This window comes from Pseudomonas promysalinigenes (assembly GCF_014269025.2).
GTDB classification, from domain to species: Bacteria; Pseudomonadota; Gammaproteobacteria; order Pseudomonadales; family Pseudomonadaceae; genus Aquipseudomonas; species Aquipseudomonas promysalinigenes.
The window spans coordinates 404215-416371 of sequence record NZ_CP077094.1; the positions used below are offsets into that span (position 1 = coordinate 404215).

A 12157-nucleotide genomic window follows, 5' to 3' on the forward strand; every position below is an offset into this window, starting at 1 on the left:
GGTTCATCGCAATGCCTGATTACAAAGCCCCCTTGCGTGATATTCGTTTCGTGCGCGACGAGCTGCTCGGCTACGAGGCGCACTATCAGAGCCTGCCGGGTTGCCAGGACGCAACGCCCGACATGGTCGATGCAATCCTGGAAGAAGGCGCGAAGTTCTGTGAGCAGGTACTGTCGCCGCTGAACCGTGTCGGCGATCAGGAAGGCTGCACCTGGAGCGAGTCGGGCGTGAAGACACCGACCGGCTTCAAGGAAGCCTACGCGCAATTCGTCGAAGGTGGCTGGCCAAGCCTGGCCCATGACGTCGAGCACGGCGGCCAAGGCCTGCCAGAGTCGTTGGGCCTGGCCCTGAGCGAAATGGTCGGTGGTTCGAACTGGTCGTGGGGCATGTACCCAGGCCTGTCCCATGGCGCGATGAACACCATCTCCGCCCACGGTACCGCCGAGCAGCAGCACACCTACCTGACCAAGCTGGTGTCCGGCGAATGGACCGGCACCATGTGCCTGACCGAGCCGCATTGCGGCACCGACCTGGGCATGCTGCGGACCAAGGCCGAGCCTCAGGCCGATGGCAGCTACAAAGTGTCCGGCACCAAGATTTTCATCTCGGCCGGCGAACACGACATGGCCGGCAACATCGTCCACATCGTGCTGGCACGCCTGCCGGACGCTCCGGCTGGCACCAAAGGCATTTCGCTGTTCATCGTGCCGAAGTTCCTGCCTAACGCAGAGGGCGGGGTGGGTGAGCGCAACGGTGTGAGCTGCGGCTCCATCGAGCACAAGATGGGCATCCACGGTAATGCTACCTGTGTGATGAACTTCGATGGCGCAACCGGCTACCTGATTGGCCCGGCCAACAAAGGCCTGAACTGCATGTTCACCTTCATGAACACTGCACGCCTGGGTACCGCGCTGCAAGGCCTGGCCCATGCCGAGGTAGCCTTCCAGGGTGGCCTGAAGTATGCCCGTGAGCGCCTGCAGATGCGTTCGCTGACCGGCCCTAAAGCACCGGACAAAGCCGCAGACCCGATCATCGTCCACCCTGACGTGCGCCGTATGCTGCTGACCATGAAGGCGTTCGCTGAAGGTAACCGCGCGATGGTGTACTTCACTGCCAAGCAGGTCGACATCGTCAAGTACAGCCAGGACGAAGAAGAGCGCAAGAAGGCCGACGCCTTGCTGGCGTTCCTCACCCCGATCGCCAAGGCTTTCATGACCGAGGTGGGCTTCGAGGCGGCCAACCATGGTGTGCAGATTTACGGTGGCCACGGTTTCATTGCTGAGTGGGGCATGGAGCAGAACGTGCGCGATAGCCGCATCTCCATGCTGTACGAAGGCACCACCGGCATCCAGGCACTCGACCTGCTCGGGCGCAAGGTGCTGATGACCCAGGGCGAAGCACTCAAGGGCTTCACCAAGATCGTGCACAAGTTCTGCCAGTCGCAGGAAGGCAATGACGCGGTCAAAGAGTTCGTCGAGCCATTGGCTGCGCTGAACAAGGAGTGGGGCGAGCTGACCATGAAAGTGGGGATGGCCGCGATGAAGGACCGTGAGGAAGTCGGTGCCGCTTCGGTGGACTACCTGATGTATTCCGGCTACGCATGCCTGGCCTACTTCTGGGCCGACATCGCCCGCCTGGCCGCCGAAAAGCTGGCTGCCGGCACTAGCGAAGAGGCCTTCTACACCGCCAAGCTGCAGACCGCACGCTTCTACTTCCAGCGCATTCTGCCGCGTACTCGCACCCATGTGGCCTCCATGCTGTCTGGCGCCAACAACCTGATGGATATGAAAGAAGAGGACTTCGCGCTGGGTTACTAAGCCTGCTTGAGGTTCCGCTTTGAAGAAACCGCTCCCAGTGAGCGGTTTTTTTCGTCCGGATATTTAGCTTTGCCAAAGCGCTCAGGCAAGAAATGCTCAAGCCGCATGCCGCCGCTGCCGTTAACCCACCCGGGAACTCATCTATTCACGTGTGCTGCCGATGAAGTAAAGGCACAATGCCATTATTGATCTGCCGGGTTGGAGATTGCCCTTGTTTCGTTTAAATGCTGTTCGCGCGAGCCATTTCCTGCCTTCGCTGTTTCTATTACTGGCTGGGCTTGCGGCGGCGTATGTGAGGGACCTTAGCGTTTTCTTCACTTCACTGTTCAACGTGCTTCCCACGCTGGTGCTGCTGCTCGGTGGTGCCTATTGCGCTGTCTACCGCCGCCAGCGCGAGCTGTTTCTGATGGTCACGGTCTACATCGCCTACTTCCTGCTCGATACGCAGACCGACTACTACCGCGACAACGGCCGCGTGCGTGAGGACGCCGCGGTGGTTTTCCACCTGGTGTGCTTGTTGCTGCCAGCCTTATATGGCCTGTTCGGTCTTTGGCAGGAGCGCACCCACCTGGCACAGGACCTGCTGGCCCGTTTTGCAGTGCTGTTCGCAGTCGGCAGCGTGGCACTGGCCTTGGAGCAGAGCTTTCCCCAGGCACTGCTGGGCTGGTTGGCCGAAATACGCTGGCCCTCATTGCATGGCCAGTGGATGAGCCTGATCCAGATGGTTTACCCGCTGTTTTTCCTGGTACTGGTGCTGCTGGTGGTTCAATACCTGCGCGAGCCGCGGCCGTTGCATGCAGCGCAGCTGATCGGCTTGATCGGTATCTTCTGGATGCTGCCCAAGACGTTCATCCTGCCCTTCACCCTGAACATCATGTGCAGCCAGGTGATGTTGATGATTGCCGCTGCGGTATCCCACGAGGCCTACCAGATGGCCTTTCGTGACGAACTGACCGGGCTACCTGGGCGCCGCGCGTTGAACGAGCGCATGCAGCGCCTTGGGCGCAACTACGTGATCGCAATGACCGACGTGGATCACTTCAAGAAATTCAACGACACCCACGGCCACGATGTGGGTGACCAAGTGCTGCGCCTGGTCGCCAGTCGGTTGTCCAAGGTATCCGGGGGCGGGCGGGCTTACCGTTACGGGGGGGAAGAGTTCGCCTTGGTATTCGCTGGCAAGACGGCTGAAGAATGCGTGCCCCATGTAGAAGCGGTGCGTGAAATGATCGCCAACTACACGATGCATTTGCGAGACCAGAGCAACCGTCCGCAGGATGACACTGCCGGGCGCCAGCGACGCAGCGGCAGCGCGGGTGGCACGGTCTCGGTCACCATCAGCATCGGCGTGGCCGAGCGCCAGGCGGAGCACCGTAACCCGGAAGAAGTACTCAAGTGCGCCGACCAGGCGCTCTACAGTGCAAAGGGCGCGGGTCGTAACTGTGTCATGGTGCATGGTCAACAATCCCAGCGCGGAGCGGTGCGGATGTCGTGACCATGATTGACCATACGGTCACTTGATGAACCTATGTCTCGCAAAAGTTGTTCGGTTACACTGGTTTCAACCCCGGGTTCCAACCCCGTGCCGCGGTCCCTGTGGCCGCTCCGACCGACCAGCGAGAGGTTGTCATGGCTGAATATAAAGCGCCCCTGCGCGACATGCGCTTCGTACTGAATGAAGTCTTCAACGTGGCCGAACAGTGGGCGCAGTTGCCCGAACTGGCTGAAGCGGTCGATGCGGACACCGCCATGGCGGTGCTTGAAGAAGCCGGCAAAGTCACCAGCAAGAGCATTGCACCGCTCAGCCGCGCCGCTGACGAAGAGGGCTGCCGCTGGGACCAGGGTTCGGTGCATACGCCTGCCGGCTTCATCGAAGCCTACAATACCTACGCCGAAGGCGGTTGGGTTGGCGTGGGCGGCGATCCGCAGTTTGGCGGCATGGGCATGCCCAAGGCGGTTTCGGCCCAGGTCGAAGAAATGGTCAACGCTGCGAGCCTGGCTTTTGGCCTGTACCCGATGTTGACCGCAGGTGCCTGCCTGTCGATCAACGCCCATGCCGATGAGGCGCTGAAGCACAAGTACCTGCCGAACATGTATGCCGGTGTCTGGGCCGGCTCCATGTGCCTGACCGAACCCCATGCGGGCACCGACCTGGGCATCATTCGCACCAAGGCCGAGCCCCAGGCCGATGGCAGCTACAAGGTCAGCGGTACCAAGATATTCATCACCGGCGGCGAGCACGACCTGACCGAGAACATCATCCATCTGGTGCTGGCCAAGCTGCCGGATGCACCAGCAGGGCCTAAGGGTATTTCGCTGTTCCTTGTGCCCAAGTTCCTGGTCAATGACGACGGTAGCCTAGGCTCGCGCAACCCGGCCACCTGTGGCTCCATCGAGCACAAAATGGGCATCCAAGCATCGGCCACCTGCGTGATGAACTTCGATGAAGCGGTCGGCTACATCGTCGGCGAGCCGAACAAGGGCCTGGCGGCCATGTTCACCATGATGAACTATGAGCGGCTGGGTGTGGGTATCCAGGGCTTGGCGTCGGCCGAGCGTTCCTACCAGAACGCTGTGGAATACGCCCGTGATCGCCTGCAAAGCCGTGCGCCAACCGGGCCACAGGCCAAAGAGAAGGCTGCCGACCCGATCATCGTACACCCGGATGTGCGGCGCATGCTGTTGACCATGAAGGCGCTCATCGAAGGTGGGCGTGCCTTCTCCACCTACGTGGCCATGCAGCTCGATAGCGCCAAATACAGCGAAGACCCGGCAACGCGCAAACGCAGCGAAGAACTGGTGGCGCTGCTGACACCCGTTGCCAAGGCGTTTCTAACCGACCTTGGCCTGGAATGCACAGTGCATGGCCAGCAGGTATTCGGGGGCCATGGTTACATTCGTGAATGGGGGCAGGAGCAACTGGTGCGCGATGTGCGTATCACCCAGATCTATGAAGGCACCAACGGTATTCAGGCGTTGGACCTCATGGGGCGCAAGGTGGTGGCCAGCGGTGGCGCCTATTACAGGCTGTTCTCGGACGAGATCCGCCAGTTCGTTGCCAGCGCAGGCACTGAACTGCAAGCCTTCACCAAACCCCTGAGCGCCAGCCTCGATCAGCTTGATGGCCTGACCGAGTGGGTACTGGAGCAGGCCAAAGCTAACCCGAATGAGATCGGCGCCGCTTCGGTTGAGTACCTGCATGCTTTCGGCTATGTGGCTTACGCTTACATGTGGGCCTTGATGGCACGTGCCGCCAAGGCTGCCGAGGGTGACGAGGCGTTCTATGCCGCCAAGCTGGGCACCGCGCAGTTCTACTTCGCGCGCTTGTTGCCGCGGGTAGAGTCATTGGTGGCTGCGGTGAAGGCAGGCAGTGAGTCGCTTTACCTGCTGGATGCAGAACAGTTTTGAGGTTGAAAGTATTTCAAAAACCTACGGCGTGTAAGCTTTCTCCTACACAACGTAGTGACTTTTCGCTACTGGCGTCAGATTGGATCCACGGTTAATCTTTGTTCATGGACGTTGCGCAGGAAGCGCAAAGGACAGAACAGGGACAACGAAGGATTACCTGCCAGGAAGGTGGGACGATAGGGATGTCATAGGGAAACAGTCTAGAGAACCCCGCTTCGGCGGGGTTTTCTTCGTCTGCGTGATTCTCAGCCAAGCACCTCCAGTGGTGATGCGCCCGGTTGGCGTGGGTCGGTTTCTTCTTCCAGCAATGTGCGCAGCAGCTCCACCGACGCCTGCTGGCGCTGTGCGTCGCGGTAAACCAGGCCAACCTCGAGCGGTACCCGCGGCTCGCTCAGCGGTTTCCATAACAAACTTTGTTGGTCGTCGGCGGCGTCCTTGGCACGCCCCGGCAGAATGGTCGCCAGCGCCGTATGGGCCAAGCTGTCGAGGATCCCCGCCATGTTGTTCATCTCGGCTTGTACCTGTGGCCGACGGCCCTGGGCGGCGAGTTGATCTTTCCAGATCTGACGGATCTGGAACTCTTCCCCCAGCATCAGCATGGGCAATTCGGCAGCCTGCTTAAGGGATACCTTCTTGAAGTCCTTCAGCGGATGAGTAGCCGGTATCACAACCTGCAGCTCGTCTTCGTACAGCAGCAAGCCATGCAGCCCTGGCTGGCGGGGTGGCAGGTAGCTGATGCCGATATCCAGGTTGCCATTGAGCAGCCGCCGTTCGATTTCCAGCCCCGATAACTCGTAGATCTGTACCACCAGGTGCGGCTGGGCTTTGCGTAGCCGTTCCAGCAGTTGCGGTATCAGGCTCGGCCTGACGGTTTGCAAGACGCCGATGGCCAGCGTGCGCAGTGACTGGCCTTTGAAGTTGCGCATGGCCTCATGGGCTCGCTGCAAGCCATCGAGCAATGGCAACGCATGGTTATAAAGCGTGTGCGCAGCAAGGGTGGGCAACAAGCGTTTGTTGCTGCGCTCGAACAGGCTCAGATCCAGGCTATGTTCCAACTGGCGGATCTGTTGCGATAGCGCCGGTTGCGACAGGGACAAGCGTTCGGCGGCACGCCCAACATGGCCCTCTTCATACACCGCGACGAAATAACGCAGCTGTCGAAAATCCATAAGCGATACTTATCTAAAAAGCTGGGAAAACGAAATGGCCGCAAAGCCTGTCGAGGCCTAGTCTATCGCCGTATTACAACGGGTTACAGCAATCGGTTGCTGTATTGTTACCTCGTTTGAAAAACACTTTTGATAGGCACGACAAAATAATTCAGGCCGGCTGCTTTAGCGACACTGGCCGCTTCTGTGATTGGTTGGAGCCCCGATGAACTTGTTCAACCTGCGCCGCTCGGCCCCTGCCGCGGTTGCTGAGCCCAAGCGTGCACCGGTGGCGCAGGCCCATCCAAAAGTGCCGGCGCGCACTTACCTCATGCCGAGTACCGAACATGCGCGGCAGGTGTTCGTACGTGGCCAGGGTTCCTGGCTTTGGGACAGCGAAGGGCACGCTTACCTGGATTTCACCCAGGGTGGCGCGGTCAACAGCCTTGGGCATAGCCCGTCGGCGCTGGTGAAGGCCCTGTCTAACCAGGCCCAGGCCTTGATCAATCCAGGGGTCGGCTACCATAGCCATGGCTTGCTAGCGTTGGTGGAGCGCCTGTGCCAGAGCACTGGCAGCGACCAGGCCTACCTGCTCAACAGCGGTGCCGAAGCCTGTGAAGGTGCTATCAAGCTGGCGCGCAAGTGGGGCCAATTGCACCGTAACGGCGCCTACCACATCATCACCGCCAACCAGGCCTGCCACGGCCGTAGCCTGGGCGCGCTTTCGGCTTCCGACCCGCTGGCGTGCAACCGCTGCGAACCAGGTCTGCCCGGCTTCAGCAAGGTGCCATTCAATGATCTGGCGGCGCTGCATGCCGCCGTCGATTCGCGCACCGTGGCGATCATGCTCGAGCCGATTCAAGGCGAGGCCGGGGTTATCCCGGCGACCCGCGAGTACCTGCAAGGCGTGCAAAAGCTCTGCCGTGAACTCGGCATCCTGCTGATTCTCGATGAAGTTCAAACCGGCATTGGCCGCTGCGGCGCGTTGCTGGCCGAGCAAACCTTTGGCGTGCGCGCCGACATCGTCACCCTCGGCAAAGGCTTGGGTGCAGGGGTCCCACTGGCCGCTTTGCTGGCCCGTGGCACGGCCTGCTGTGCTGAACCAGGCGAGCTGGAAGGTAGCCATCACGGCAATGCGCTGATGAGCGCCGCCGGCCTGGCGGTGCTCGATACGGTGCTGGAGCCGGGCTTCTTCGAGCAGGTGCAAGACAGTGGCCGGCATTTGCGCGATGGCTTGGCTCGCCTGGCCGGCCGCTACGGCCAGGGGCAGGTGCGCGGGCAGGGCCTGCTGTGGGCCCTGCAACTGCAGGATAACCTCGCCAAAGAGCTGGTTGCAGCCGCTTTGCACGAAGGCTTGCTGCTCAATGCCGCGCAACCTGACGTGGTGCGTTTCTCCCCGGCATTGACGGTGAGCAAGGGCAACATCGATGAAATGCTCCTGCGCCTGGCACGGGCGTTCGCTCGCTTGCACACCCAACAGCAAGCTGGCGGCCGGGTACCTGCCTGATCTCGAATTCAACGAACCGTCTAGCGTTCCTGCGCATCGCCCCGTGCCTGTTTCATTTGGCCGGGGCGTTTTTTTTACCTGCGGAACCTCTGGGATGCGCGGCTAGTCTTTGGTGTAACCCCTTTAAGGAGAAACCCGCATGGACTTTATTCGCATCATCATCGCCATTATCCTGCCGCCGCTGGGTGTGTTTTTGCAGGTGGGTTTTGGCGGGGCATTCTGGCTGAACATCCTACTGACTCTGCTGGGCTACATCCCAGGCATCGTGCATGCGGTCTACATCATCGCCAAACGCTGAGTGTGCCGGGGGCGCCGCCAGGCGGCGCCACGCCGGCTGTCAGCCTTCAAGTACGCGGCAATAGAACTTCCATTCCTCTTCCAGCGCATGTGCCAGGTTTTCGGCCTTGCGCAAACCGTGCCGTTCGCCAGCATAGAAATGCCCCGAGGCTTCGACGCCATTGGCCTGCAACGCCTGCAGCATTGAACGGGTCTGCTCCGGCACCACCACTGCATCCAGCTCGCCCTGGAAAAAGATCACCGGCACATTGATGCGTGAGGCGTGCAGCAAGGGCGTGCGCTGGCGGTAACGTTCAGCATCGCGTTGCGGGTCACCGATCAGCCAGTCCAAATAATCGGCTTCGAACTTGTGCGTGGCGTGGCCCAAAGCAATTGGGTCGCTGACTCCATAAAGGCTGGCGCCGGCCCTGAACACGTCGTGGAACGCCAATGCGCACAAGGTGGTGTAACCCCCAGCGCTGCCACCGCGGATGAACGCTTTGCCAGCGTCGATCAGGCCTCTGTGAGCCAAATACTCGACGGCGGCGCAGGCATCCTGGACATCGCTTTGGCCCCAACGCAGGTGCAGCGCCTGGCGGTAAGCCCGACCGTAGCCGCTACTGCCACGGTAATTCAGGTCGGCTACGGCAAAGCCGCGCTGGGTCCAGTATTGAATACGCGGATCGAGCACGGGGTAGCAGGCTGAAGTCGGGCCGCCATGGATGAATACCAGCAGCGGGGCAGCGCCTTTGATGCCGTGGGCCGGGTAGAAAAAGCCGTGGGCAAATGCATCACCGCTTGGGTAATGGATCGACTGTGGCAGGCTGATCTGCTCGGCGGGCAGCACCTCGCTGCCGCCAGCCAATACGCTGACTTCATGGTTGGTTCGGTTGATGGTGATCACTGCCGCAGGGCTGATCGGCGAAGCGGCGACGGCATACAGCTGCTCGCCGTCCATGGCCAAGTGGCGGAACCGGGTGTAGGCACTGGCGAAGCGTTCCAAGCGGCCTTGTTCATCACGCAAGCCCAGTTGCCCGATGCCGCCTTCGAACCAAGTGGCCAAGTAGTGCTCGCGGCTGATGGGCAGCCAGGTGCTGTTGCCCAGTTGCCACGGGGCGCTGGCATGGTCCGCCGGCTCAGCGGCAAGTGCTTGCCAGTTGCCGTCGACCTCGCCCCAGGGCTGCCAGAAACCATTGCGATCAGACAGGCAGTACAACAGCCCGTCAGCATCAAAACGCGGTTGTTGCAGCGATTCATCTGCGCCGGCAACGCACTGCGCGGGGCCCCAGTTACCGGTTGTGTCGCGTTGCCTGCACATCAGCCGGGTGACGGTCCACGGTTGTGCCGGGCGGTCCCACTCGATCCACGCCAGGCGCTGGCCGTCGCTGCTGACCGTCGGTGAGGCGTAAAAGTCGGCGCCCTCGGCGAGCACTTGGCGGGTAGTTTCATCCCATGCCACCAGGCGATGCTCAACCTGTTGGCCATGGCGCTCCTCAACGGCCAATACCTGGCCGTTGTGCCACTGCAGATCACCATAACGACAGGCGTCTTCGTTACTCAGGGGCCGTGGTGCAGTACCCGCAAGGCTCTGGGTGTACACCTGCTGGTCCTTTTCGTTGACGAACAGCAGGCCGTCGCCGCCCAGGCAGAAGCTGCCGCCACCATACTCGTACACGCGGCTGCGCACGCTGAAGCCATCAGGCGTCAGGCACCGCGCCTGGTGGTCACGCCAGTGCCAGATGCGGCAGGCGCCATCGGCTGGGCGGAACTCGTTCCAGAACAGGCCCTGTTCATTGACCTTGAGGTCTGCGAAGTCGGTGCCAGCGGCGACAGCCTGGGCGGCACTGAAATCAGCCGCGGGCGATGACACGGGAATTGCGCTCATTGCGGAAAGTCATCTCTTCGATGGCGAGTTGGGCAGTTTCTGCCTCTTCGCGAGCCTTGAGGATGATGCCGTGGTCGGCCGACTTGGCGCACACCGGGTCGGCATTGCTGGCATCGCCTGTGAGCATGAAGGCTTGACAGCGGCAGCCGCCGAAGTCCTTTTCCTTCTCGTCGCACGAACGGCAAGGCTCGGGCATCCAGTCGTATCCACGGAAGCGATTGAAGCCGAACGAGTCGTACCAGATGTGATGCAGGTCGTGGTCGCGCACATTGGGGAACTGCACCGGCAACTGGCGCGCGCCGTGGCAGGGCAGGGCGGTGCCGTCGGGCGTGATGGTCAGGAACAGGCTGCCCCAGCCGTTCATGCAAGCCTTGGGTCGCTCTTCATAGTAATCCGGGGTCACGAAGATCAGCTTGCAAGGGTTGCCCTGGGCTTTGAGCTTGGCCCGGTATTCGTTGGTGATACGTTCGGCGCGCTCAAGCTGCGCACGAGTGGGCAGCAGGCCCAGACGGTTGAGATGGGCCCAGCCATAGAATTGGCAGGTGGCAAGCTCGACGAAGTCTGCCTCAAGCGCAATGCACAGCTCGATGATGCGGTCGATTTTGTCGATGTTGTGCCGGTGGGTAACGAAGTTGAGCACCATCGGGTAGCCGTGGGCCTTCACTGCACGGGCCATTTCCAGCTTCTGAGCGAAGGCTTTTTTCGAGCCGGCGAGCAAGTTGTTGACCTGCTCGTCACTGGCTTGGAAGCTGATCTGGATATGGTCCAGGCCGGCTTGCTTGAAAGCGGCGATGCGCGCTTCGGTCAGGCCAATGCCCGAGGTGATCAGGTTGGTGTAGTAGCCCAGTCGGCGGGCCTCACCGATAAGCTCTGCAAGGTCCTGGCGCACCAGCGGTTCGCCACCGGAGAAACCGATTTGCGCAGCGCCCATCTCGCGGGCCTCGGCCATCACCTTGAACCATTGCGCAGTGCTCAGCTCCTGGCCCTGGGCGGCGAAGTCCAGCGGGTTGGAGCAATACGGGCACTGCAGCGGGCAGCGGTAGGTGAGCTCGGCCAGCAGCCACAGCGGCAGGCCGACCGGCACTTCAGGCGAGGGTGATCCAGTGTTCGGCACGGGCCACCTCCATGAATTGCTCAATGTCGTCAGCGACCTCGGGCACACCAGGAAATTGCTGTTCGAGTTCGGCGATGATTGCCGCCACATCACGCTTGCCGTCGATCAACCCACCGATCAGGCTGGCGCTTTCGTTGAGCTTGATCATGCCCTCTGGGTACAAGAGCACGTGGCCTTTCTGCGCCGGTTCGTACTGGAAGCGGTAGCCAGGGCGCCAGTTTGGCACTTGGTTACGTTGCAAGCTCATAGGGCTATCCCTTTGTGCCAGACCCGTTGCTGGGTGACGGTGTGGTAAGGCGGGCGGTTCAGCTCGTAGGCCATGCTCATGGCATCGAGCATGCTCCAGAGGATATCCAGTTTGAATTGCAGGATCTCCAGCATGCGCTCCTGGCCCGCCCGGGTGGTGTAGTGCTGCAGGGTGATCGCCAGGCCATGTTCCACATCGCGTCGGGCCTGGCCCAGGCGAGTGCGGAAATACTCGTAACCGGCCGGGTCGATCCACGGGTAGTGTTGCGGCCAGCTGTCCAGGCGCGATTGGTGGATCTGCGGGGCGAACAGTTCGGTCAACGAGCTGCTGGCCGCTTCCTGCCAACTCGCACGGCGGGCGAAATTGACATAGGCATCCACGGCAAAGCGCACGCCTGGCAGCACCAGCTCTTGTGAACGCAGCTGATCAGGGTCCAGACCCACTGCTTGACCCAAGCGCAGCCAGGCTTCGATACCGCCATCTTCACCCGGTGCGCCGTCGTGGTCGAGCAGGCGCTGGATCCACTCACGGCGCACTTCGCGATCCGGGCAGTTGGCCAGGATCGCGGCATCCTTCATCGGGATGTTGACCTGGTAGTAGAAGCGGTTGGCCACCCAGCCTTGAATCTGCTCTCGGCTGGCGCGGCCTTGATACATCGCCACATGGTAGGGGTGGTGAATGTGGTAGTACGCGCCCTTGGCGCGCAGGGCCTGTTCGAATTCGGCAGGTGACAATGGCAGTGCGTCGCTCACGGG

At 61.1% G+C, this 12157-nt stretch carries 10 protein-coding genes; 5 read left to right on the forward strand and 5 right to left on the reverse strand.

Annotated features, from left to right (window positions below):
- Positions 1-11: 11 nt before the first annotated feature.
- From HU725_RS01840 to HU725_RS01850, 3 genes are all read left to right on the forward strand, one after another.
- Positions 12-1817, forward strand: a complete 1806-nt coding sequence (locus tag HU725_RS01840) for a phenylacyl-CoA dehydrogenase (RefSeq protein WP_060477440.1) — start codon at positions 12-14, stop codon at positions 1815-1817.
- Between the two features lie 211 nt (positions 1818-2028).
- Positions 2029-3312: a GGDEF domain-containing protein gene (locus HU725_RS01845; protein WP_186478620.1), complete on the forward strand. Its 1284-nt coding sequence runs from the start codon at positions 2029-2031 to the stop codon at positions 3310-3312.
- Between the two features lie 134 nt (positions 3313-3446).
- Positions 3447-5225 (forward strand): acyl-CoA dehydrogenase C-terminal domain-containing protein, encoded by a 1779-nt coding sequence (locus HU725_RS01850; protein ID WP_186478621.1) that lies wholly within the window; start codon positions 3447-3449, stop codon positions 5223-5225.
- Between the two features lie 245 nt (positions 5226-5470).
- Here HU725_RS01850 and HU725_RS01855 read toward each other — a convergent pair whose 3' ends face one another.
- The gene (locus tag HU725_RS01855; RefSeq protein ID WP_186478622.1) at positions 5471-6394 is read right to left on the reverse strand and encodes a LysR family transcriptional regulator; all 924 of its coding nucleotides are present in this window, start codon (positions 6392-6394) and stop codon (positions 5471-5473) included.
- Positions 6395-6599: 205 nt separating this feature from the next.
- On the opposite strand from HU725_RS01855, the gene HU725_RS01860 reads away from it, so the two are divergent.
- Positions 6600-7880: an aspartate aminotransferase family protein gene (locus HU725_RS01860; RefSeq protein WP_186478623.1), complete on the forward strand. Its 1281-nt coding sequence runs from the start codon at positions 6600-6602 to the stop codon at positions 7878-7880.
- A 139-nt stretch (positions 7881-8019) separates the two neighbouring features.
- The gene (locus HU725_RS01865) at positions 8020-8178 is read left to right on the forward strand and encodes a YqaE/Pmp3 family membrane protein (RefSeq protein WP_009681539.1); all 159 of its coding nucleotides are present in this window, start codon (positions 8020-8022) and stop codon (positions 8176-8178) included.
- A 39-nt stretch (positions 8179-8217) separates the two neighbouring features.
- Here HU725_RS01865 and HU725_RS01870 read toward each other — a convergent pair whose 3' ends face one another.
- Genes HU725_RS01870 through pqqC form a run of 4 tightly spaced genes read right to left on the reverse strand, consistent with a single transcriptional unit; the run spans position 8218 to position 12154 of the window.
- Positions 8218-10041 (reverse strand): S9 family peptidase, encoded by a 1824-nt coding sequence (locus HU725_RS01870; RefSeq protein ID WP_186478624.1) that lies wholly within the window; start codon positions 10039-10041, stop codon positions 8218-8220.
- Positions 10007-11155 (reverse strand): pyrroloquinoline quinone biosynthesis protein PqqE, encoded by a 1149-nt coding sequence (pqqE, locus tag HU725_RS01875; protein ID WP_186478625.1) that lies wholly within the window; start codon positions 11153-11155, stop codon positions 10007-10009. Before pqqE ends, HU725_RS01870 begins: the two co-directional genes overlap by 35 nt.
- On the reverse strand, positions 11127-11402 hold the full coding sequence (gene pqqD, locus HU725_RS01880) for a pyrroloquinoline quinone biosynthesis peptide chaperone PqqD (protein ID WP_060477447.1): 276 nt from the start codon (positions 11400-11402) through the stop codon (positions 11127-11129). The genes pqqE and pqqD overlap by 29 nt, the downstream gene beginning before the upstream one ends.
- Positions 11399-12154: a pyrroloquinoline-quinone synthase PqqC gene (gene pqqC, locus HU725_RS01885; protein WP_060477448.1), complete on the reverse strand. Its 756-nt coding sequence runs from the start codon at positions 12152-12154 to the stop codon at positions 11399-11401. The genes pqqD and pqqC overlap by 4 nt, the downstream gene beginning before the upstream one ends.
- Positions 12155-12157 lie beyond the last annotated feature (3 nt).